The 23,590-nt window shown below is 42.2% G+C and carries 22 protein-coding genes; 13 read left to right on the top strand and 9 right to left on the bottom strand.

All coding sequences use genetic code 11. The features are described from left to right. The coding region (locus VB714_RS18220; RefSeq protein WP_323226076.1) for a peptidoglycan-binding domain-containing protein at nt 1-292 on the bottom strand (292 nt) is incomplete at its 3' end. A 429-nt stretch (nt 293-721) separates the two neighbouring features. On the opposite strand from VB714_RS18220, the gene VB714_RS18215 reads away from it, so the two are divergent. The 4 genes from VB714_RS18215 (at nt 722) to VB714_RS18200 (ending at nt 5,617) form a co-directional block, all read left to right on the top strand. After that, complete coding sequence (locus tag VB714_RS18215) at nt 722-1,537, top strand: diguanylate cyclase (RefSeq protein WP_323226075.1); 816 nt, start codon at nt 722-724, stop codon at nt 1,535-1,537. Between the two features lie 37 nt (nt 1,538-1,574). Then, nucleotides 1,575-4,493: a glycerol-3-phosphate acyltransferase gene (locus tag VB714_RS18210; protein ID WP_323226074.1), complete on the top strand. Its 2,919-nt coding sequence runs from the start codon at nt 1,575-1,577 to the stop codon at nt 4,491-4,493. Nucleotides 4,494-4,708: 215 nt separating this feature from the next. Further along, nucleotides 4,709-5,002, top strand: coding sequence for a type II toxin-antitoxin system HigB family toxin (locus VB714_RS18205; protein ID WP_323226073.1), 294 nt, complete (start codon nt 4,709-4,711; stop codon nt 5,000-5,002). A 222-nt stretch (nt 5,003-5,224) separates the two neighbouring features. Continuing rightward, on the top strand, nt 5,225-5,617 hold the full coding sequence (locus VB714_RS18200) for a transcriptional regulator (protein ID WP_323226072.1): 393 nt from the start codon (nt 5,225-5,227) through the stop codon (nt 5,615-5,617). A 3-nt stretch (nt 5,618-5,620) separates the two neighbouring features. Here VB714_RS18200 and VB714_RS18195 read toward each other — a convergent pair whose 3' ends face one another. From VB714_RS18195 to VB714_RS18185, 3 genes are all read right to left on the bottom strand, one after another. Further along, a complete protein-coding gene (locus VB714_RS18195; protein ID WP_323226071.1) occupies nt 5,621-6,640 on the bottom strand; it encodes an ABC transporter ATP-binding protein in 1,020 nt (339 codons plus the stop codon). 238 nt (nt 6,641-6,878) lie between these two features. Beyond that, complete coding sequence (gene rd, locus VB714_RS18190; RefSeq protein ID WP_204102162.1) at nt 6,879-7,040, bottom strand: rubredoxin; 162 nt, start codon at nt 7,038-7,040, stop codon at nt 6,879-6,881. A 65-nt stretch (nt 7,041-7,105) separates the two neighbouring features. Further along, a complete protein-coding gene (locus VB714_RS18185) occupies nt 7,106-7,402 on the bottom strand; it encodes a hypothetical protein (RefSeq protein WP_323226070.1) in 297 nt (98 codons plus the stop codon). Between the two features lie 384 nt (nt 7,403-7,786). On the opposite strand from VB714_RS18185, the gene bchL reads away from it, so the two are divergent. The 4 genes from bchL to VB714_RS18165 all read left to right on the top strand — a co-directional run bounded on the left by bchL (nt 7,787) and on the right by VB714_RS18165 (nt 12,208). Further along, a complete protein-coding gene (gene bchL / locus VB714_RS18180; protein ID WP_323226069.1) occupies nt 7,787-8,650 on the top strand; it encodes a ferredoxin:protochlorophyllide reductase (ATP-dependent) iron-sulfur ATP-binding protein in 864 nt (287 codons plus the stop codon). Nucleotides 8,651-8,748: 98 nt separating this feature from the next. Further along, on the top strand, nt 8,749-10,155 hold the full coding sequence (locus VB714_RS18175; RefSeq protein ID WP_204102159.1) for a ferredoxin:protochlorophyllide reductase (ATP-dependent) subunit N: 1,407 nt from the start codon (nt 8,749-8,751) through the stop codon (nt 10,153-10,155). A gap of 173 nt (nt 10,156-10,328) precedes the next feature. Next, nucleotides 10,329-11,543 (top strand): AAA family ATPase, encoded by a 1,215-nt coding sequence (locus tag VB714_RS18170; RefSeq protein WP_323226068.1) that lies wholly within the window; start codon nt 10,329-10,331, stop codon nt 11,541-11,543. 11 nt (nt 11,544-11,554) lie between these two features. After that, on the top strand, nt 11,555-12,208 hold the full coding sequence (locus VB714_RS18165) for an HNH endonuclease signature motif containing protein (RefSeq protein ID WP_323226067.1): 654 nt from the start codon (nt 11,555-11,557) through the stop codon (nt 12,206-12,208). A gap of 2 nt (nt 12,209-12,210) precedes the next feature. On the opposite strand, the gene VB714_RS18160 is transcribed toward VB714_RS18165, so the two are convergent. Together VB714_RS18160 and clpS are read right to left on the bottom strand one after the other, a co-directional pair. Further along, complete coding sequence (locus tag VB714_RS18160) at nt 12,211-13,023, bottom strand: type II CAAX endopeptidase family protein (protein ID WP_323226066.1); 813 nt, start codon at nt 13,021-13,023, stop codon at nt 12,211-12,213. A gap of 69 nt (nt 13,024-13,092) precedes the next feature. Beyond that, nucleotides 13,093-13,392 (bottom strand): ATP-dependent Clp protease adapter ClpS, encoded by a 300-nt coding sequence (gene clpS, locus VB714_RS18155; RefSeq protein WP_323226065.1) that lies wholly within the window; start codon nt 13,390-13,392, stop codon nt 13,093-13,095. 159 nt (nt 13,393-13,551) lie between these two features. Here clpS and VB714_RS18150 point away from each other — a divergent pair, with 159 nt between their 5' ends. Beyond that, nucleotides 13,552-15,165 (top strand): mechanosensitive ion channel family protein, encoded by a 1,614-nt coding sequence (locus VB714_RS18150; RefSeq protein ID WP_323226064.1) that lies wholly within the window; start codon nt 13,552-13,554, stop codon nt 15,163-15,165. Between the two features lie 207 nt (nt 15,166-15,372). Then, nucleotides 15,373-16,989 carry a mechanosensitive ion channel family protein gene (locus VB714_RS18145; protein WP_323226063.1) on the top strand — a complete coding sequence of 539 codons (1,617 nt, stop codon included), beginning with the start codon at nt 15,373-15,375 and terminating at the stop codon, nt 16,987-16,989. A 99-nt stretch (nt 16,990-17,088) separates the two neighbouring features. On the opposite strand, the gene dnaK is transcribed toward VB714_RS18145, so the two are convergent. Further along, on the bottom strand, nt 17,089-19,005 hold the full coding sequence (gene dnaK, locus VB714_RS18140) for a molecular chaperone DnaK (protein WP_323226061.1): 1,917 nt from the start codon (nt 19,003-19,005) through the stop codon (nt 17,089-17,091). A gap of 292 nt (nt 19,006-19,297) precedes the next feature. Here dnaK and VB714_RS18135 point away from each other — a divergent pair, with 292 nt between their 5' ends. Together VB714_RS18135 and VB714_RS27515 are read left to right on the top strand one after the other, a co-directional pair. Then, nucleotides 19,298-19,543 carry a ribbon-helix-helix domain-containing protein gene (locus tag VB714_RS18135; protein ID WP_323226060.1) on the top strand — a complete coding sequence of 82 codons (246 nt, stop codon included), beginning with the start codon at nt 19,298-19,300 and terminating at the stop codon, nt 19,541-19,543. A gap of 54 nt (nt 19,544-19,597) precedes the next feature. Continuing rightward, nucleotides 19,598-19,675, top strand: coding sequence for a hypothetical protein (locus VB714_RS27515; RefSeq protein WP_416309731.1), 78 nt, complete (start codon nt 19,598-19,600; stop codon nt 19,673-19,675). Here VB714_RS27515 and dnaG read toward each other — a convergent pair. Then, nucleotides 19,653-21,593 (bottom strand): DNA primase, encoded by a 1,941-nt coding sequence (gene dnaG, locus VB714_RS18130; protein WP_323226059.1) that lies wholly within the window; start codon nt 21,591-21,593, stop codon nt 19,653-19,655. The genes VB714_RS27515 and dnaG overlap by 23 nt on opposite strands. Before the next feature lie 148 nt (nt 21,594-21,741). Here dnaG and VB714_RS18125 point away from each other — a divergent pair, with 148 nt between their 5' ends. Continuing rightward, nucleotides 21,742-23,085, top strand: coding sequence for an N-acetylmuramoyl-L-alanine amidase (locus VB714_RS18125; RefSeq protein WP_323226058.1), 1,344 nt, complete (start codon nt 21,742-21,744; stop codon nt 23,083-23,085). Between the two features lie 68 nt (nt 23,086-23,153). Here the strand turns inward: VB714_RS18125 and VB714_RS18120 are convergent, their stop codons facing one another. Then, nucleotides 23,154-23,465, bottom strand: a complete 312-nt coding sequence (locus VB714_RS18120) for a hypothetical protein (RefSeq protein WP_323226057.1) — start codon at nt 23,463-23,465, stop codon at nt 23,154-23,156. Between the last annotated feature and the right edge of the window lie 125 nt (nt 23,466-23,590).

Genomic DNA, 23,590 nt, shown 5'->3' with positions numbered 1-23,590 from the left:
GTGTGGGAGGAGGGGGAAAGAGTTGATTCCATGTTTCTGCACCCATAATGCCATCGATTGACAACTGTGCAGCTTCTTGGAAGCGGGAAACTGCAATCACTGTGCTTTCAGAATACAGTCCGTCTACATCTCCCGTATAAAAACCCAATAACTGTAAAGCAGCTTGTAACTCCCGAACTGCCTCTCCCTGACTGCCAATACGAAGAACAGGGCGGTTTGGTGGTTGAGCTATCCCCGCTATAGGTGAGAAAACAAGTAGGAAGGAAATTAGGAAGAGAAAATATTTTTTCATCGCAAATTAGGAGATAGCGATCGCGCCTTCTCATTCTATACCCCATTATTGCCTCGCGATCGCATTAACTCTGAATTCTTCGGTAGATTCGCAAAGTTTTCGATAAAATAAGTGTGCCTTGATTTTGTATTTTTCCCCAATTAATTAATTGTTGGGAAAAGAAAAAACTGTTTAATTTTTTGAAACCCCTTATAAATTGTGGTATTTGAACACCTTTTATTGTCGTCAATATCGAAGAAGCCTCCTTTAGGCCTCACCCTCGCATCCACGATAAGGGAATTATTTCTGGATCGATTCGAGGTTGAACTTTCTTGTCCTAGTGTTGAAGTTCTCAAAGAATTTCAACAATTTCCCCTTCGTCCTGGGGTTATTTTAACAATAGCGGGGGAGTTTGCAGGCATGATCTCTCGAGAGCGATTCTGGAAGTACATGAGCCGTCCCTATAGTTTAGAATTATTTTCCGGTCGCTCGATTCAAAATTTATACGAATTCTTGCGAGTCGATATTATGCAATTGGATGGTAATACCTCTATTGTAGAAGCAGCACGCTATTCCTTACAGCGATCGCCAGAGCTAATGACAGAACCCATCGTTGTCATTCTCGCACCTCAAGATTATCGCCTCCTCGACTTTCATCAACTCCTCGTCGCCCAAACGCAGATTTTACAACTGACAACCCAACTCTTACAAGAATCCAGCCAAAAACTGGAGGTTGCAAACTTAGAACTGCAACGTCTGGCGGCGTTAGATGGTCTGACGGGAATTGCCAACCGTCGTGGCTTTGATAATTACTTATTGCAAACGCTACAACAATCCATGCGATCGCAGTTACCTTTATCCCTCTTACTCGCAGATGTTGATTTTTTTAAACCCTACAATGATTATTACGGTCATTTATCTGGGGATCATTGTTTGGTTCAAGTTGCGACAACCTTGCAAAACAGTGTCAAAGGGAGTGGGGATTTAGTGGCACGATATGGGGGTGAGGAATTTGGTATTATTCTGCCCAATTGCGAAAGAAATGCTGCGGTGAAAATTGCGGAAACTATCTGTAACAATATTAGGGATTTGCAGATTCCTCATCATCGTTCTCAAGTTAGCGATCGCGTTACCCTCAGTCTGGGAGGGATAAGTATGATTCCCAAAGAGGGAGATACGCCACAAACTCTCATTCAAGCAGCCGATCGCGCCCTCTATGAAGCCAAGCAAACCGGGCGCGATCGTTGTATTTTTCAACCTATTTAATATTGATAATGGATAATGGATAATTAACCCTATAAATATGGATATTTTTTTGGGATCGGCGGCGATTTTTATTTTCTGTCCGCTTTTGGGAGGACTTCCCCTCATTGATTGGATAACTTTTGGGTTGACGGGGAAAAAACTAGCTAAGATCGGCACGGGAAATGTTTCTGTTTCCGCCGCCTTTTATCATGGAGGGACCGTCGCAGGCATTCTCTCGGCGCTTTCAGAAGCATTAAAAGGCATTTCTGCTGTAGCGATCGCCCGCTATTTTTTCCCCCTCCAACCCACATGGCAATTGATCGCCCTGATTGCCTTAATTATGGGACGCTATTGGATGGGAAAAGGACCTGGAACCACAAATGCCTTTTGGGGTATTATTTTTCACGATCCCATCGCTGCCATCTTCATTATTTTAATTGGTAGTACGAGTTTTACAATTTTTCGCGATCGCGCTACCGGGCGTTTGGTGGGATTGGGCGTTTTAGCCTTAATTCTCACTTTACGCCGTCCCCATGATTCCGATTATATTTTAGCCGCGATCGCCCTTGCCGTTTTATTGGCTTGGATTTATCAAAAAGTTCCCGACGATCTGGAATTACCCGCCGCAAAAGCTAAAAGTGATTCTCAAAAAATGTTTCGTTTTTTCCGAGGAGATAATGCCTTGTTAACGCTGAACGATCGCCTCGATCCCCTTAAAGTTGGCAGTAAAGCGGCCAATCTCTCTCTCCTCAAACGCTGGGAATACAACGTTCCCGAGGGTTGGGTTCTTCCGGCGGGAGACGATCCGCAACCTTTAATTCTTTCGGTTTCCCCTTCCCCACAAAATCCTTTTATTGTTCGTTCTTCGGCCATTGGTGAGGACTCGGAAACGGCTTCGGCGGCGGGACAATATCTCACTATTGGCAATATTACCGATTCAGTCGCCCTGCAAGCCGCGATTATTCAGTGTCAGACGGCGTATAATAACCCCGCCGCCCTTCACTATCGGCGCGATCGCCACCAGTCGGAGATATCCCTTGCAGTTATTGTCCAGCAACAAATCCAGGGTGTATTTTCTGGGGTGGCCTTCAGTCGCGATCCGATGGATTCTTCCAGCGAAGCGGTAATGGTAGAAGCCTTACCTGGCGGGGCGGCGCAGGTAGTTTCCGGACAAGCAACCCCAGAACAATATCGCGTTTATTTAGAAGTGCGATCGCCAGGATCTGAAGCTAATCCCTCACAAATTATTATTGAAGGAAAAGGAAACATTCCTTCAGGTCTCATTCAAGAGGTGGCGCAAATTGTTCGAGAATTGGAGAACCGTTTCCACGGTATTCCTCAAGATCTGGAATGGACCTATGACGGGGAAACATTGTGGGTGTTGCAAGTTCGCCCCATTACGACACTTATTCCTTTATGGACGCGAAAAATAGCCGCAGAGGTCATTCCAGGTGCGATTCCTCCCCTAACGTGGTCGATTAATCGCCCTTTAACTTGTGGGGTTTGGGGGGATATTTTTAAGATAGTCTTGGGAGAGGGCGATCGCGATTTAGACTTTGCAGAAACAGCAACACTGCACTATTCTCACGCTTATTTTAATGCAACTTTATTGGGGCAAATTTTTCGCCGCATGGGTTTACCACCGGAAAGTTTGGAATTTCTAACTCGAGGAGCAAAATTTTCTAAACCTCCTTTACTTTCTACTTTAAAAAATATTCCCGGTCTTTTCCGTTTATGGGGACGCGAACGGTCTTTAAATACGGATTTCGATCGCGATTATCAAAAATGGTTTGCCCCTGCACTCAGCCCTCTTAAATCCCCCCCAGAGTCTTTAAACGAAGAAGAGTTACTGGCTCGTTCTGACTTGATTCTCTCGACCCTCGAACGGGCAACTTATTACAGTATTTTAGCGCCATTAAGTTTGGCAATTCGTCAAGCTATTTTTAAAGTTCCCGAACAATATTTAGATAACTCGCAATTGCCGGAGATTGAATCTCTGCGATCGCTGGCAAAGTTAGCGGGAAAAACGCGCAATTTACTGCCTATTTCTCGTTTGAATTTTGATAGTTGTCCTTCTCTATTTGCTTATTTTGCCGAAACTCCCGATTGCGAGAATATCCTGGAACAATTTCAAGAATGGTTAGCACGTTATGGTTATTTAAGTCAAGTTGCAACAGATATTTCTGTCCCGCGCTGGCAAGAAAATCCGCGTCCCATGCGAGAATTGTTTGCACAGTATATCTTTAGCGATCGCGATCGCATACAAGCAGAAGGTAGTTTTCAGCACAATAAGATTCAAGGTTTGAGGGCGCGTATCATCCAAAAACGCTTAAACTTAAAAGGGCAAGTTACAGAAGTTTATTCTCGATTATTGGCTGAATTACGCTGGACATTTTTGGTTTTGGAAAAGCGCTGGCTAGAAGCGGGAGTTTTGCAGGAAGAAGGAGATATTTTCTTGATTGAATTTGAGGAAATTCGTGCGGTTTTGGAAGAAGAAGATCTCGAATTGCGATCGCGTTTTCCCGATTTGGTTCGTCAGAGGCGATCGCGCTGGAATAAAGACAAAAAACTCTCCCATGTTCCCTATGTAGTCTATGGCAAAACAACAGCAGGAGATTTACCGATTTTATCAACTTTGCCTCCCAAACAAAAGCTAACCGGAATTCCTGCAAGTTCTGGTATTGTAGAAGGAAGAATTAAGATTGCGCGATCGCTTGGAGAAGGTGGAGAAATCGATCGGGAAACTATTCTTGTTGTCCCCTATACAGATGCAGGTTGGTCTCCCTTACTTTCCCGCGCTAAGGGAATTATTGCTGAGGTAGGAGGAAATTTATCTCATGGGGCAATTTTAGCTCGAGAATACGGCATTCCCGCAGTAATGGATGTGCATAATGCTATGCAGTATTTACGGGATGGTCAGCTTGTGCGATTAGATGGTCAAAAGGGAATTGTAGAGATTTTAGAAGAAGGTTTTTAGTGTATGCGAAAGACAACTTCTGTAATTCTTCTTTGGCGATCGGCTCAATTATAGCCCTTGTCAGCAATGATACGCAATCTGTCAAACTAATCGCGAGAAACGCGATCAGTATTTTTCCCGATTGGCCTTGACAGTCTTAGCGATCGAGAGCTATATTGATAATGTTCTCGTTTTGAGAACTAAAAACCACAAAAACCAATAGTCGAGGAGAGTTAATGAAAGTGATTAACATCGAATTGTTGACAAAGTTTGGTATAAAATATCCAGATGCCAGTAAACCACTTGATACTTGGCTGCAAATAGCACGGGATGCTAAGTGGGGACATTTAATGGATATAAAGACAACGCTTAGTAAAACAACTGATTTTGTTGAGGGGAAGACAATATTTAATATAGGAGGAAATAAATACAGATTAATAACTAAAATAAGTTACAAACTTGGAATCATCAAGATTGATGATGTTTTAACACATCAAGAATATGATGAAGGGAAATGGAAAAATTCCTGAAATAGTGGAAAAATATGTCGAAATTGGTGTATATTAAAATGGAAAGGACTCATAGAAAATCGAATCAAAATATTTTCAACATATCTTATTTTGACACCTCTTGATTGAGCGATCTAACAGAACTGTCTAATTTTTAAATAGTTTCCAAAAATGCTGTTACTATCTCAATTAATTGGATAGTTCTGATAACTTATGAACACACACAAACAATACAAACCTAATATGACTCAAGCGACCTACTCTAACCTTTTAGTCAAAGTAAAACCAAAACCTATTCATTCTCAAGCTGAGAAAGAGTGTTTTTTGGCTCATGTAGATGAACTTATGTCTATTGAAAAAGACTTAACAGAAGAACAAGGAAATCTGCTTGAATTATTGGCAATTCTCATTGAGGATTATGAAAAAAAGCATTATAATCCTCCTCAAAAAGCGACTCCTAATGATATCCTTAAGGAACTCATGGACGCTCACGAGCTTAAACAAAAAGATTTGCTTGATATTTTTGGCTCTAAAGGCATTGCTTCTGAAGTGATTAATAACAAAAGAGGTATTAGCAAAAATCAAGCAAAGGCTTTAGGCGATCGCTTTCATGTTTCTCCTGCGCTATTTCTCTGAAAATCATTTCATCTGTTGTTTCTTCTCTTTCTTCAAATCTCGCATCCCTGCTGCTGCTAATTCTGCATCCATTAAAGTGCGTCCCGTTGCAGCCAGATAAACATCATCCAAACTCGGTCGAGACTGTGCCATGCTAAAGGTCGGTAAGCCAATTTCAGATAGGGATTTTTCAATTTGTGTTAACGGATTGCTTTCTCGTTGTACAACTAAATTGAGGGAGTTTCCCTGTGCTTCGTTAATAATGGCTTCTTCAACAAAAGGCAGGGTTAGTAATTGTGTCTTTGCTTTTTCCGCTTCTTCTTGCGGGGAAAACTCGCGAATTCTTAATGTCACCCGATCGCCACCAATTTTATCTTTTAATTCAGAAGGACTTCCTTCTGCTAAAACTACACCGCGATCGATAATAGCAAGGCGATCGGCAAGTGCGTCAACTTCTTCTAAATAATGACTGGTAATCAATACTGTTGTCCCTGCTTCCCGCAATTTTCGCAAGAAATCCCACACTACAAAACGACTTTCAATATCTAATCCCACTGTCGGTTCATCTAAGACTAAAACATCGGGTTGATGTAGTAAACCTGCTGCTAAATCTAATCGCTTTCGCAACCCTCCGGAATAGGTTCCCGTTTTCTTATCTGCATACTCTTGTAAACCTAAAAGATCTAAGAGTTGGTTAATACGCTCTTTGGCGGCTTTATTGGGAAGATGATACAATGCTGCTTGCAATTGTAATAATTCTCGTCCTGTGAGAACTTTATCTAGTGCGACCTCTTGTGCCACATAACCGAGACGCTTTCTCGCTTGTTTGGGACTGGCGATCGCCGAAACCCCGCAAACTTCAATTTTTCCCTCATCTGGCTTAGATAGGGTACATAAACAGCGAATGGTGGTGGTTTTTCCAGAACCATTGGGTCCAAGCAATCCAAATATATTTCCCTTTTCTATTTTAAAGGAGATATTTTTTACCGCTTCAACATCTCCATAGTTTTTCTTCAGACCTTCGATTAAAACAGCAGCATTCATAAAAACACAAATTTTAATGATAAGTTTGTCAATTTGAGTAGAGATGTTGTCAGCAACCCTTCTACAAGCAACAAAGAAAGACTATCTCAAGCATTACAGATAGTCTTTTCTACAATTATGTCATAAAAATTTACAACATTAGGATCTACGCATTAACGGGCAAGATACCAGCACTGCCATAACAAGAGAATACAGTAGTGGGAGCGTCTCGCTCTCTAGTTGCGAAATCCTACAACATTTATTCAACGGGTTCAAACTCTTCCTTCCCGACTCCGCAAACAGGACAAACCCAATCATCAGGAATATCCTTAAAGGCTGTCCCCGGTGCAATTCCACCATCGGGATCCCCTTCTTCAGGATCGTAGATATAGCCACAAGTGCCGCATTCGTATTTTTGCATCGTCATGTCTCCTCTCGTTGACTTGAATTCTAGCCTAAAAGCGACTCTATTCGCGATCGCCCCAATCAAAAACGCCGACTTTTCTCAACAAAAAAGAGGATTCCTGTGGCGATCGCCAACAAAATCAAAAACCAGATCGCCCCTCCTGGTATAAACGAGAGTATACCTGTTCCTCGCAAGATATAAACGAGGATGGCAAGTCCTACAACCATAAAAAAGAGGTTGCTAATGATGGTTTCTGATTGGGGAGGGAAAGCCATGTGATAGTGGATAGTTGATAGTTGATAGTTGATAGTGGATAGTTGATAGCGATGCACGGTTAGGCTTTGCAGGATATTGGGACTGCTCCTATTGTCTCGCATTCTAGAGGATTTGGGAAAATGTAAGTATTCTTTACGTTGGCTGAGGTTTGCGATCGCAACAACTTCGCAAACCCGATATATTTCAGCCCTTCTCCCCCAAGAGTATCGATTCTAGGGTACATTTTGGGGATTTTAATTTTTTTGTCTATTGTAACTATTTTTAGTAAAAGTAATCATAAACTCTATTTTTGCTGATTTTTTGCTGATTTTGAAGAAAATCTATGGTTTTAGAGAAAGTTACCGTAACTCAGCTAATTTTAGTTTGTGTTTACTGCGCTTTTCATTTTCGGGCGTGCTTTTCAAGAGCGATCGCTTTCGTCATAATGCAGAGTAACGAAATCACCCACAGTCTACGACCGTTATAAAAAGAGGAGATAGAGAGAAATGAAACTTTCGGTTTACGGAAAAGGCGGAATTGGCAAATCTACAACCAGTTGCAACATCTCCGTTGCTTTGGCAAAACGCGGCAAAAAAGTCCTGCAAATTGGCTGCGATCCCAAGCATGACAGTACCTTCACCCTAACGGGATTTTTGATTCCCACCATTATCGACACCCTACAAGAAAAAGATTTTCATTATGAAGACATTTGGCCGGAAGATGTCATCTATAAGGGCTATGGCGGCGTACACTGTGTAGAAGCGGGTGGTCCTCCTGCTGGTGCGGGTTGTGGTGGATACGTGGTGGGAGAAACCGTAAAATTACTGAAAGAACTTAACGCTTTTGACGAATATGATGTCATCCTCTTTGATGTCCTCGGAGACGTAGTTTGTGGTGGATTTGCCGCACCTTTGAACTATTCCGATTATTGTATGATTGTCACCGATAATGGCTTTGATGCCTTATTTGCTGCCAATCGTATCGCAGCATCAGTACGAGAAAAAGCACGGACTCATCCTCTACGATTAGCGGGTTTAATTGGCAACCGGACATCAAAACGAGATTTGATCGATAAGTATATTGAAGCAGTTCCCATGCCCGTCTTGGAAGTTTTACCCTTAATTGAAGATATTCGGGTTTCTCGAGTTAAAGGTAAGACACTGTTTGAAATGGCAGAAAGCGATCCCTCGTTAAACTATGTCTGCGATTACTATTTGAATATAGCTGACCAAGTTTTGGCTTTACCGGAAGGAGTTGTACCCAACGATGCACAAGATCGGGACTTATTCTCCTTGTTATCTGACTTCTATCTCAACCCCCCTGAAGCACCCAAAATTGAGAAAGAAGAACTTGATTTAATGATGGTCTAAGTCAATGAAACAATTATCAATTATCAATGAACAAGGCAGAATTGATAATTGATAATTTCTGATTATGTATTGTTTGTTATTCAGAGGAGAATTAAAACATGACTGCTGCACAACAAGAAGCCCCAGCACTAAATTTTGAGTGCGAAACGGGAAATTATCATACATTTTGTCCCATTAGCTGCGTTGCCTGGTTATACCAAAAAATTGAAGATAGTTTCTTTTTGGTAATCGGCACAAAAACTTGCGGTTACTTCCTACAAAATGCAATGGGAGTAATGATTTTTGCCGAACCTCGCTATGCAATGGCAGAATTGGAAGAAGGGGACATTTCTGCTCAATTAAATGATTATGAAGAACTGAAAAGATTGTGCGATCAAATTAAGCGCGATCGCAATCCTAGTGTCATCGTTTGGATCGGGACTTGTACCACAGAAATCATTAAAATGGACTTGGAAGGATTGGCACCCAAGTTAGAAGCAGAAATCGGCATTCCTATCGTAGTTGCACGTGCCAATGGATTAGATTACGCTTTTACTCAAGGGGAAGATACCGTCCTTGCTGCAATGGCACACCGATGTCCCCAAGAAGCACAGGTAAAAGAAGAAGAAAAAGGCGATCGCAATGCCATCCAAAAACTCCTCAATTTTGGGCGCAAAACGGAAGACGTAACCGCAGAAGAATCAGCACATAAAGCCCATCCTCCTTTAGTCTTATTTGGTTCTCTTCCCGATCCCGTTGTTACCAACCTGTCTCTAGAACTGAAAAAGCAAGGAATCAATGTCTCAGGATGGTTGCCAGCCAAGCGTTACACAGAATTACCCGTCATCGAAGAAGGCTACTATGTTGCTGGAGTTAATCCCTTCCTTTCTCGCACCGCAACAACATTAATGCGTCGTCGTAAATGCAAATTAATTGGCGCACCCTTCCCGATCGGTCCCGATGGAACTCGCGCTTGGATCGAGAAGATTTGCTCGGTATTTGGTATCGAACCGCAAGGATTAGAAGAACGAGAAGCTGCAATTTGGGCGAGTATGGAAGACTATCTCCAACTCATTCGCGGTAAATCTGTTTTCTTTATGGGAGACAATTTACTGGAAGTTTCTTTGGCACGTTTCCTCATTCGTGCAGGAATGACAGTTCCTGAAATTGGCATTCCTTATATGGATAAGCGTTACCAAAAAGCCGAATTAGACTTGTTAGCAAAAACCTGTCAGGATATGGGAGTTCCCGCACCGACAATTGTAGAAAAACCCGACAATTACAACCAAATTCAGCGTATTTACGATTTAAAACCGGATTTGGTAATTACAGGAATGGCTCATGCAAATCCTTTAGAAGCACGAGGAATTAATACTAAGTGGTCGGTAGAATTTACCTTTGCTCAAATGCACGGTTTCACCAATGCACGAGACATTCTTGAATTGGTCACTCGTCCTCTCCGTCGTAACAATTCTCTCAAGGATTTGGGTTGGGATAAGTTAGTGAAGGAAGAAGCAGTAGTTTAATTGCTGGTTTGCTTACTGGCGATCGCTTGAATATCATTTAAAATAGAGCGGGCAGATGCTCGCTCTATTTTGTTGTAGAATGGGATTGAGTCAAGATAGTTGTTCTCTCAAGATCGCACTCTATAATAGAAAACAGTATTAGCATATTTAAAACTATTGTATCTAATGAGCGGATGAACACATTTACTAAAATCAATCTCAATAATTGGCGACAATTTGACTCTATCGATCTTGATTTGAGAAATCAGGTTACAGTTTTAACAGGTCAAAATGGATGCGGGAAGACAACAATTTTAAATATATTGAACAGACACTTTGGCTGGGATATGAATTTGGTGTCAACTCCATTTATCAATAAGAAAACGAGAAAGAAAATTTTCTCTGATATATTCAAATTGTTTGAAAGTCCAGAATCGAAAAACAGTAATAATGTAATTCCAATTGGCTATATTGAATATAGCAATGGTGTGAAATCTAATTTACAAACTAAAGAAATTGTAGATGCTAGATATAATCTAACGTTTCAGAATCTGCAAAATGTTATAGGTTTGCATATTCCTTCGCATCGACCTAATGCTACTTATCAACAGGTAGCTCAAATTCCTACAAATCCGAAAACGATCCAACAACAGTATCAAGAGTATCAAAGTTTTTTGTTCGCTTCATACAATTCAAACAATGTGAGAAATCCAGGATTAATCTTAAAACAATCCTTAATTTCTCTTGCATTATTTGGATATGGTAATCAAGCTGTTGTACCAAGTCAAGAATATCTCAAAGTCTTTGAAGAGTTTCAGGAAATCTTAAGAAAAATAATGCCTGAAAGCATTGGTTTTGAAAAAATAGAGATTAGAATGCCTGATGTTGTTCTCATAACACGATCGGGAGATTTTTCCTTAGATGCTATGTCTGGAGGTATTAATGCTTTACTGGGTATGGCATGGCAAATTCATATGTATGGAGCGGATAAAGAACAATGTACAGTTACAATAGATGAACCTGAAAATCATCTACATCCCAGTATGCAAAGAACCTTATTACCTTCTCTAGCAAAAGCATTCCCAAAATACAAGTTCATTATTGCAACCCATAGTCCTTTTATTGTTTCTTCAATGCCGGAAGCAAATGTATATGGATTAATATATAATGAAAATAATCGCGTTGAATCTCTTAAGATTGAAGAGGCAGATTTATCGGGAACTCCGAATAAAATTCTCAGAGAAATTCTAGATGTTCCTTCTAATTTACCTGTTTGGGTAGAAGAGAGAGTACGAAAATTGCTCGAATCTCTTGACGAAAAAACACCCGAAGAAAGAGCAAATCATTTATTTGCATTGTTAGAAGAATTAGGAATTTCCGATCAGATTTCAGAGTTCAACTTTCATTAAATTCGAGACGAATGAGAAACTTGCAAAAATTAAACGAACCAGATATTTTAGCTAAAAACAAAGAACAATGGCTGCAAGATTATTTATCCGATTCTGATAATAAATATAAACGAACTAAATATCGCCATAAGGAAATAAAAGAAGCCTTAAAACAAGAAACTGGTGATAAATGTATTTATTGCGAGAGTAAAATAGGACACAATACTCCGGGTGATATCGAGCATAAAATCCCAACCTCTAAAAATAAAACTCTACATTTTACTTGGCACAATTTAACAATTGCTTGTACTGAATGCAATCGTAGAAAAAATGATTATTATCAAGAAGAAAAAGAATTTTTAGATCCTTATGAAGATGACGTGGAATCTCTAATCGAACATTATGGGGCTACCGTTGGTTGGAAAAGTGGTGAATCAAGAGCAGAAATCAGTGTAAAAATTCTAGAACTTCATAATTCTACAAGGACATCTCTTATTTTCAGAAAAATCGAAAAAATAGAAGACTTAAATAATGTTGTGGAAAGATATAAAAAAGAATCAAATCCAATGATAAAACAACTTATGAAAAAACAGTTAGAAAAGATGAGCGATCGCAAATCAGAATATTCTGCTATGGTTATGTCGATCTTAAAATCAAAAAATATATTAAAGACTATCCAGCAATAAAATTAGCTTTTTCCCACCTCTCTCAAGGGAATAACCTTTAAAAACAGCGCGAGAATTCCTAAAAAACATAATCCCATCAATCCCGCTAAAGGATTGCGATCGACTCCAGTAATCCACGGAGAAACGCGATCGCTATAGTTCACTAAATCACCCACGACAATAATATAATAGCCCCAAACTAAGCCCGCGTGTAATCCAATCGAACTTCCCAAACGGTTATTAAATTTGCGCTTGCTCCAAACTAAAATTAATCCTAACAACACTAATCCCGGAAATTGTGGAAAAGTGCGAATCATTTCTGCAAAAGGCTTGATAAAATGAACAGCAGCAAAAATAAGAGCATTCGTCCAGAGAGAAATCTGTAGACCATAATCCCGCTCTAATTCATCTAAAAACCAGCCGCGAAATACTAACTCTTCAGCAAATCCTACTGCTAAAGACATCAATAAACCTTCAAAAATAACCTTGATAAGATGGCGAGAAGGTTGTAGAAATGCCCAGCCAAAAATTACCATCAGCGCAAATAAAGCAAGAGTTAACCATAAGCCTACTGCTAAACTATTGAGAAATTCTGTCCCATTCTTGCGATTCCAAACTAAGCCATAATAATTAAAAACAGCAGAAATCCCCCAAACTTCTCGACCCCACAATCGCAATAAAATCAGAAATTCTAGATAGAGAATTCCCATGGTTACAATCGATCGCCAATTGGGATCGTAACTTAAGAGAAAATGTAAGGGAATTAAGAAAGGAAGCCAAGCGATCGCCAGAGCAATAACAAAAATACCCAGCCGTTGATATGCTGGGCGTTTCATAACAAAAAGAGGGACTAATTTCAAAGTGATGCTCCTCGATCGCGTTTTTACAAAAAACAGAAAATAACGTTATTCATCTGGTTCAATTGTGCTGGTCAAACCGTGATTTTTCAACGTTTCGCAATAGAATTCTGCCGGTTCCAACGCACAGGTAATGACCAAGGCAATACCATTGCTATGCGCTTCCATCATAATGCTAACGGCTTGAGGCTGCGTTAGTCCTCCTATTGTCGTGATGAGTGTTTGTACGACGTGTTCCATCGAATTAAAATCGTCATTATGCAGCAAGACGCGATAACGTGGAGCAGTTTTACGAACTGTTGCGGTTTTTTGACCAATTGCCGGTTTCTCTAATACGTCTGTAGACACGAGCGCTATACCTCCTAATTAAAATACTCTTGTTAAGAAAATGTTGAGAATAATTGCAAGACCTTAGCATTATTTTACTCAATATTTCCCAAAAATATTTACGAGATGACAAAAATTTGTAGAATAGCGGAAGTAATCCTAAAAAAACAATAACTCGAGATGGTATTTCGCTTAACTCTCCCTCAAGCCATACAAGTCACCCCGGAAGAACTGAATGCACTCTTCCAAGACTTGGCGATCGCGGCAGGGGTTATATTCGTTCTCTACATTTTCTTCTTTTTTGTCCTGCGCTTGTGGTTTCGTCGCTTGCGAAACGATTTACCCCTTGTTTCCTTAAATGTCTCGCGCTTGCCCTCGGTTATCGTGGCGATCGCCGTCAGCCTGAAAATTGCTTTATCTCAACTCGAGGTTCTCAAAACCTATCCGTGGATACAAAATATTTTAAGCGCGGCAATCTCCCTTGCAGCAACGTTTTGGATAGCGAGGCTGTTTACCGAAGTCATTATCTACGCCCTGAAAAAGTTCGCCGAACAAAGCGAGGCCATGTGGGATGATGTTCTCGTTCCCATCCTCGAAACCATGCTCCCCGTCATTATCTATTTGGTGGGGGGTTTGATTACCATTCAACGTTTGGGAATTGACTTAACGGGTTTATGGGTGGCGATCGGTGGGATTTCCTTTATTTTGGGTTTTGCCCTCCAAGATATTCTCGCTAACTTTACCAGTGGGATCGTTCTTTTGATCGATACGCCTTTTCGTTTTGGAGATGTCATCGCCCTACCCGATGGTTCTCGCGCCATTATTAAAAAGATCGGCTTACGGGTGACACAAATGTATATTATCGACACCCACTGCGATATTTATATTCCCAATGGTCAGTTACAAGGACGGCAGCTTACCAACCTGAGCCGTCCCACGTTTCACTACTACTACACCCTGAATATTCCCCTCAAAGCCGATGTCGATCCCGCTCGAGCGATCGAGTTAATGAAATCTGTCGTTCTGGCTCACCCCGATACCTTGGGGGACATCGATCGCAAACTCGAATGTCTCCACAAATACTATGGTTTTTCGGGAACGACATTTAATGCAGATCGGAAACGAGAAAACGGACAACAGCGTTTGATTGCTGAAAAAGCGGTCAATATTCAACTCACCAAAGTTGAGAAATCTTTCGAGGTCCTCTCTCAGAAAATTGGGATGCTCGAAGAGGGAGGATTAGATTTGAATGAAATTCGTTCCATTCAGGGGGATTTTCTGGAAATTTGCGATACCGTTGGTCTGGAAGTTCAAGCTGAACGAGTCGGGCGACGCAGACAGGCACATCTCGAAGAAATGCAAGGAGAGATGGCTGGCAATAAACTGATTGCCCTTGTTCGGACCTGGTACGAGTTATGGTTAAAAGATCCCGATTTGATGCGAGAAGATAAGGACATTTTGCCTCAAGAATGGGAACAGAAACTCAATTTACTCAAAAGCAAACTCAATAAATTGTTTGGAAAACTCAACGATCCTTCCGGGGAAGAAACTCGTCTTGACGATGCCATTGCAGTTATACGGAGTTGGCTGCGAGAAGAATTCAAGAGTTCTCGTAATGAGTGGCAAGATCCGAAAATTTGGGTCAATGAAATCGATTTGAGTGGCAGAGTCTTGGAGGTGAAGTTCTTCGTTGACGATATTAAGTTAGAACATTGCTTGCGGGGCAATCGCATTCAAAGCGAAGTTAATCGAGACTTGAATTGGCAATTAAGACAGGCTTATCTCTACACTTAAAAGACCATTTTCCGAAACCTATCTTTAACCTTTTCCTGAACCTGTCCTTTTGTTTTTTTGAAAGGGCAGGTTTTTCTAAGGTGTTTCAGGCGATCGCCTTATCTAAACAAAAATAAAGATTTTGTGCAGGTAGTGTTCAAAGGTATATTCAAAGGGGACAAAAATTTGTAGAATAACAGGAGTAATTCTAAAAAACAATAGCCTAAGATGTTTTTTTGCCTAGCTCTCCCTCAAGCTGTCCAAGTCACACCGGAAGAATTGAATGCACTCTTCCAAAACTTGGCGATCGCGGCAGGGGTTATATTCGTTCTCTACATTTTCTTCTTTTTTGTCCTGCGCTTTTGGTTTCGTCGCTTGCAAAACGATTTGCCTCTCGTGTCCTTGAATGTTTCGCGTTTGCCCTCGATTATTGTCGCGATCGCCATCAGCCTGAAAATTGCCTTATCCCAACTCGCAGTTCTCAAAACCTATCCTTGGATACAAAATATCTTAAGTGCGGGGATCGCCATTGCAGCAACGTTTTGGGTCGCGCGACTGTTTACAGAAGTTGTTGCTTATGCTCTGAAAAAGTTCGCCGAACAAAGCGAGGCCATGTGGGATGATGTCCTCATTCCCATCCTTGAAAACACACTCCCACTCCTCATCTATTTAATCGGGGGTTTGGTCACAATTCAGCGTTTAGGGGTTGACTTAAGCGGTTTATGGGTGGCGATCGGCGGTATTTCTTTTATTTTGGGTTTTGCCCTTAAAGATATTCTTTCCAATTTTACCAGTGGCTTAGTGCTGTTGATCGATACACCGTTCCGTTTTGGGGATGTCATTGCCCTACCCGATGGTTCTCGTGCCGTGATCAAAAAAATCGGCTTGCGGGTGACGGAAATGTATGTCATTGATACCCACTGTCAAACCTATCTACCGAACGGGAATTTTGAAGGCCAATCTATTATCAACCTCAGTCGTCCCACTTCTCACTATTATTATTCTCTGAATATTCCCCTCAAATCCGATGTCGATCCCGCTCGGGCGATCGTTTTAATGGAAGCCGTCGTTCTCGCTCATCCCGATACTCTGGGAGAAATCGATCGCAAACTTGAATATATCGATAAATTCTACGGTTTTTCGGAATCCACAGACAATGTTGAGGGCAAGCGAGAAGCTGGACGCAAGCGTTTACTGACTGAAAAAGCAGTCAACATCCAACTCAACAAAATTGAGGAATCTTTCGATCTCCTCGCTCAAAAAATCAATCTTCTCGAACAGGGAGGATTGGATTTAGATGAAATTCGTTCTATTCAGGGAGATTTCGTCGATATTTGCACAAATGTGGGCTTGGAGGTGCAGGCCGACCGAGTGGGACGACGCAATCGACAAGCACGATTGGAAGAAATGGCAGAAGATATGGGTTCAGATAAATTAATCGGTTTAATTCGAGCTTGGTACGGGTCTTGGCTAAACGATCCTGATTTGATCCGCGAAGATAAGGAGACTTTACCGCAAGAATGGGAGCAAAAACTTAGTTTGCTCAAACTCAAACTCAATAAGTTATTCCGCAAACTTAACAATCCTTCTGGGGAAGAAACTCGCCTCGATGATGCTATTGAAACTCTACGGATGTGGTTGCGGGAAGACTTCAAGAGTTCTCGCAATGAGTGGCAAGATCCGAAGGTTTGGGTCAATGAAGTGGCTTTGGGGGGTCGTTCCCTCGAGGTTAAGTTCTTTGTTGATGATATTAAGTTAGAACATTGTTTGCGAGGAAATCGCGTTCAAAGTGAAATCAATCGCGACTTGAACTGGCAATTACGACAGGCTTATCTTTACACTTAAAGAGTTGATATCTATGGGTAGGGATGTTTTCCGATCCTTTCTGTAGGGACGTTGCAGGCAACGTCCCTACGGTGTTTCAGATTATTTCAGGCGATCGCCTTATTCCTTCGTTTCCGAGAATTCAGCATCGATGACATCATCGCCACCCGTCGCAGAAGCACCAGCAGAGTCACTAGGGGGTTCGCCTCCAGGGGCTTCACCTGCGGCACCGGCTGCGTCTTGGTAAACGCTGCTACCAATGCTATAAAGCACTTGTTGCAATTCCGGCATTGCCGTTTTGATCGTCTCGTCGTCTTCTTTTTGAACGGCTTCTTTCAGAGTTTTGATTAAGCCTTCAGCTTTGGTTTTGTCCTCAGCCGGAACTTTATCTCCTAATTCGGTGAGTTGTTTTTCTGCTTGATACACGAGAGAATCAGCTTGGTTTTTGCGATCGATGCGTTCGCGACGTTCTTGGTCAGCACTGGCATTGACTTCCGCTTCTTTGACCATGCGATCGACTTCATCGCTGGGTAAGGTAGAAGCCCCTGTAATGCTGATGGACTGTTCTTTACCGGTGCCTTTGTCTTTCGCCGTGACATTGAGAATACCATTGGCATCGATATCGAAGGTAACTTCAATTTGAGGAACCCCTCGGGCTGCCGGAGGAATGCCATCAAGTCGGAAAGTTCCTAAACTCTTGTTATCCTTGGAAAATTCCCGTTCCCCTTGCAGGACATGAATTTCAACGTTAGTTTGTCCGTCAACTGCTGTGGAGAAGACTTCCGATTTTTTGGTGGGAATGGTGGTATTGCGGGGAATGATTTTGGTCATAACACCCCCCAAGGTTTCCACCCCGAGGGAGAGAGGAGTTACGTCCAATAAGAGAATATCTTTGACTTCTCCGGCGAGAACTCCCCCTTGGATGGCGGCACCCACAGCTACGACTTCATCGGGGTTAACGCTTTGGTTGGGTTCCTTATCTAAAACCCGTTTGACTGCATCGGCGATCGCGGGAATGCGAGTAGAACCTCCCACCAAGACCACTTCATCGATCGCACTTTTATCTAATTTGGCATCGCGAACAGCATTTTCAACAGGAATGCGACAGCGATCGATCAAATCGGAACAAAGTTCTTCAAATTTACTGCGGGTCAGGGTTGTATCGAGGTGCTTTGGACCATCCTGAGTGGCGGTGATGAAGGGAAGGTTAATTTCCGATTGGGTCACGCTAGACAGTTCAATTTTAGCTTTTTCGGCGGCTTCTGTAAGGCGCTGTAAGGCTTGATTGTCTTTGCGAAGGTCAATTCCTTCAACTTTCTTAAATTCTTCAGCGAGATAGTCTACGATCTTTTTATCGAAGTCATCTCCCCCGAGGTGAGTGTCCCCAGAAGTGGCCAGAACTTCAAAAACCCCGTCTCCAACTTCGAGAATAGATACGTCAAATGTACCGCCTCCCAAGTCAAAAACGAGAATGGTTTCATTGCTTTTCTTATCTAAACCGTAAGCGAGGGCTGCAGCCGTGGGTTCGTTGATGATCCGCAGTACCTCTACCCCCGCAATTTTACCCGCGTCTTTGGTTGCTTGACGCTGGGAATCATTAAAGTAAGCAGGTACGGTAATTACGGCTTGCGTAACGGTTTCGCCGAGATACTTACTGGCATCTTCGATCAGCTTCCGCAAAACCTGGGCAGAAATTTCCTCGGGGGCAAACTGCTTGTTGAGGGCGGGGCATTCTAATTTAACGTTAGCATTACCATCCCGTAGGACTTTATAGGCAACTTCCGTTGTTTCTGTGGTTACTTCATCAAATTTACGGCCGATGAAACGTTTGACGGAATAAAAGGTATTGCCCGTGTTCATCACCGCTTGACGTTTAGCGATTTGACCCACGAGGCGATCGCCATTTTTGGCGTAAGCGACGACGGAGGGGGGAGTTCTAAATCCTTCAGCATTAGCGATTACGGTGGGTTTCCCCCCTTCCATTACCGCAACGCAAGAGTTTGTCGTTCCTACATCAATTCCAACTACTTTTGGCATTTCCTCTTTTTGCTCCAAGTTAACAATTACAAAACTCTTCGGGGAGAAACCACACCGAATCGAGTTCCCGCATTTTTTTAAGGGATTTAATTAAATGACGGGATATCTTCTTTCTCTATACTGAAGGCGATCGCTGCATTTCCGTAAGTCGGGTTTTCCGAACTTTGACGTTCTCTCCCGTTAGACCTGAAGGGTTAACGGGAGCTTCAAAAAAGCATGAGGATTAACTTTTTTAGCGAAAATTGCTTATAATGGGGTAAAAGTTGCTTATAAAAATAACGAGAAACAACTAATGAAAATTTCTCTCAAACCGGAACAACAAGCATTAATTCAAGAAAAGCTCGATCGCCAACAATACACGACAGCAGATGAGATTATTAGTGAAGCATTGCAATTGTTAGAGGAACGCGATCGCGATCGAGAACGCTGGTTAGCTGATGTTCGAGAAAAAGTCGCCGAAGGCAAAGCCGAATTAAAACGCGGTGAAGGTCTTAATGGTGAAGAAGTATTTGCAGAATTACTTGCGGAATTAGACTGACGAAATACGAAAAATTATACTCTTTCGCCGAAAGCTCGTGCAGATTTACGTTCAATTCGCGACTATATTGCTCGTAATAATAAAGAAGGTGCTAAAAAATTCATCAAAACTATTCAATTAAATCGAAAATAGAGAAATAACGCTCTTTTTCGAGTTCAGCTATTTTTTGTTTAGTCTCTTGTATTTCTTGAGAAAGGTATTTCATTTCCTCCAAATCAGTAGAAAGATCGAGATTTTTCCATCGTGCCAAACAGTAGTTGAGATTCTTCTCATAAGTTACTTTTTCCAATGCTGCGATCGCGGCATGAATTAACATCGGAACCCGCAAAATAAGATCGTTGGCTTGAGTTTCAGTTAAATGAAATAAATGTCCAATTTTTGTGATTTGTTCCGGGAATTCTCTACTGAGGTCTTGGAGATTTGCGATAAGATTCTTTTCATTTTCTGCATAAATTCCGATTATTTTTTGCCATAAAAACCGATGCTGTGGTAAACTAAAAATCAAGTCTTTTTCTTCCAAAGCATTGATAATAATTTCGCGATAAGACGAACAATGCAAATAAATCATTAATAACAATGCTTCTGCTTGTTTGAGGAGATATTGTTCTGATTGTTGTTGAATTGTAATAGATTCTGCTTTAGTATCAAAATTGTTTTTATTTTGTTTACCTTTATTGCGTTGAATACTTTTTCGCAATCTTTCCAGTTTTCCCGAGAGGTTTTTATTATAAACAGGTGTTAATCGTCCATCTCCTTGACTTAAGATTTCTGCACAGTTTTGAACGTAATGAGTACGCTGATTGCTATCTTCTATCTTAGCGAGTAATTTAATCATCTCCTTAGAGACCTTTTCAAAGCGATCGGCTTTCTTTAAATCTTCTCCTTGCACCAATTGCTGAATTTGCCAATCTAACCATAAAGGTGCATTGTCTAATTGTTCCTGATAAACCTCGAGGGCATCATCTCGCGATTTCAGGAATTCATCCGCATCTTTTCCTCCAGGTAAATTTAAAACTCTTAACTGTACTTGTCCCGAATAAACTAACTTTTCAATCTCTCCAATTGCTCTTTGGGTTGCCTTCATTCCGGCTGTATCGGCATCAAAATTAAAAATAACTTGTTTCGATTCCGTATAGCGAGAAAGCGATCGCAATTGTTCCTGAGAAAACGCTGTCCCCAAAGCCGCCACCGCATAATCAATTCCGGCTGCATGAAGGGCGATCGCATCAAAATAACCCTCCACAACCACCACCCGATCCTGTTTGGCGATCGCCGATTTTGCCTTATCCAGCGCAAATAAAGTTTTCCCCTTACTAAACACCTCCGTTTCTGGAGAATTGAGATATTTTGGCTCATCATTCCCCAAAGTACGACTCCCAAACCCAATGATTCTTCCCTGAAGATCGTGAATGGGAATCATAAGGCGATCGCGAAAATAATCGTAATAACCTTCCCCCGTTTTGCGCTTGCGAATTAACCCCGCTTGTTCCACCAACAACACCGAATAGCGTTTCGCCTCCACCAAATACCGATAGAGGGTTTCCCACCCCGCCGGGGCATACCCCAACTCAAAGGTTTGCATCGTCCCCTCGGAAAATAAGCGCTTTTCTTGCAGATAAGTTAACGCCACCTCCCCTTGAGGTTGTCGTAAAGCGTGTTGATAAAAACTCCCCGCCACCGCCAAAATTTCATACAATTGCTCCTTCAGCGTTAACTGGCGCTGAAACTCCCGATACTCTTCAGGGTCTTGAGTTTTCACCGGAACCTGATAGCGTTGCGCCAACCCCAACACCACATCCGCAAAAGACTGCTTACCCGCTTCCATCAGGAACTTAACCGCATTTCCCCCCGCACCGCAGCCAAAGCAATAGTACATTTGCTTGGCAGGACTAACACTAAAACTGGGGGTTTTTTCCTCGTGAAAAGGGCATAATCCTAAATAATCTTTTCCCCGTCTTCGCAAGACCACCCTTTCCGAGACAATATCGACAATATCAGCACGTTCTTTAACCGTTTCAATGGTGTCCGAGTGTAACCGTGGCGTATTCATGGAACAAAATCAAATAAAAAGTGAAAAAAGACAGAAAAAGACGCAAATTGCGGCAAAAATTATCGTAGAGTAACTAAAGCGACTTTATTTTAATTATCGTCATAGTTGCCAATATCATTTAGTCGAGATCGTTAGGAAAAGAACAATTATGGGTAGGATATTCGTTTCCGCAGGTCATGGTGGTACAGAAGGAGGACGCAACGACCCTGGAGCGATCGCGGGGGGGACAACCGAAGCACAACAAATGATCCTGCTGCGGGATGTCATCGTCCCAGAACTGCGATCGCGAGGCTTAGAAGTCTTTTCCGTTCCCGATACCCTCAGTTTAAGCCAATCCATCGCTTGGATTAACGCTCGGGCGAAATCTCAAGATGTGGCGATCGAAATTCACGCCGATGCTGCACCCAACCCGGATGTACGCGGGGCTACTGCATTTTATATCTCCGGCAACAACGAACGCAAAAAACACGGCGATCTCGTTCTGCTGTCCCTGATCCGTCGCCTTCCACAACTTCCCAGTCGCGGTTCTCGTCCCGATACAGCCACGGGAGTAGGACGTTTGGGCTTTTGTCGCGATATTTCTATTCCCTCCCTCTTGCTGGAAGTGGGTTTTATGACCAGTCCCGAGGATCGCTCTTTAATTATCAATCGCCGTCGGGATATGGCTTTGGGAATTGTAGATGGGATCGAGGCTTGGAGTCGAGAAGTATCGGGAACGAAAACGCCTACCAACCGCTATCCTTCCATCGGCATTCTCATTAACAAGCAAACTTACGGCGAACAGGGCATTCTCATCAATAATAATGCTTTTATTCCCATCGATCTTGTCGATCGCCTCGGCATCGAATTGAGTCAAGTCAACCAATTGCGCTTGGTAGACTATCAAGGGGTTGTGTACGTTAAAGCCGCAGAATTACGCGAGTTTACCATTACCGTCGGTTGGGACAACGATACTCGCAGCGTCGTGTTAAGTTCCATTACCCAGATTTGTCCGGGTACCATCGATCGCATTATGGGGCGCGGTAATACCTCAGAGGTGCAGTTAATCATGTTCCTCAAAGCCAATAACGAAAGCGCCAGCAATCAATTCCCCGATCTTCCCAAACTCTATCGCGAAGAAGCCGCCACTGAAGGAGTCAACTATGATATTGCCTTCACGCAGATGTGTTTGACCACCAATTTCCTGCGCTTTGGTGGTGATGTCAAATCCTCCCAAAATAATTTTGCCAATTTAGGTGCCGTTGGCGGTAGCGGAACCGCCACTTTTCCCAGCGCCCAAATTGGGGTTCGCGCCCACATCCAACATTTGAAGGCTTATGCAAGTTTAGAACCCCTCGTCCAAGAGACGGTAGATCCCCGTTTTCGCTTCGTCACCCGAGGCGTTGCGCCCTTAGTGGAACAACTATCGGGGCGTTGGTCTTCCGATGCTGAATATGGTCGCAAAATCCTCGCTATTTTGCGCCGTCTTTACGAGTCGGCGGGGCTGGCTTGATCGACAATAAACGATAAATTGGTTGGGAAAGGACTCTCGCTTTCTGCTTTTATTCTTTCCCGATTTCTTCATCTTTCCTTCATTTCTTTATCCTTTGTTCTTGGGGATGGTTTTCCAATTTGTAAGAGAGTAATGGGGGTATTATTGACGGATATTTGGATTTCTCGAGCAATACGCAGTTTGGCGATCGGTTCTTCAATCAGCGATCGCAGGGAAATTACAGTCTCGGCAATTTTCCGATCCCCACAGCGAATATGCAAAACCCCCCAACTTCTAAAAACTTTACATTTTCCTAATAATTTTAGTTTTTGCAGTTCCGTTTGATTTTCTCGGTAAAAATCCCAGATCAGGCGAGTGAGTTGTGAAGTTTGCTTTCTCATGGCCATGTCCTACAGTTGCTATCTCTATCTTCTATTCAATCGCAAATTATGAAAGGACTAGATCGTTTGATAAAATATTTAATGAGATGTTAACCGTTCCTAAATGCGTTTCTCTAGAGGTTTAA

The sequence above is a fragment of the Spirulina sp. 06S082 genome, from assembly GCF_034932145.1.
Lineage (GTDB): Bacteria > Cyanobacteriota > Cyanobacteriia > Cyanobacteriales > Spirulinaceae > CCY15215.
This window is presented reverse-complemented; position numbering and strand designations above follow the sequence as displayed.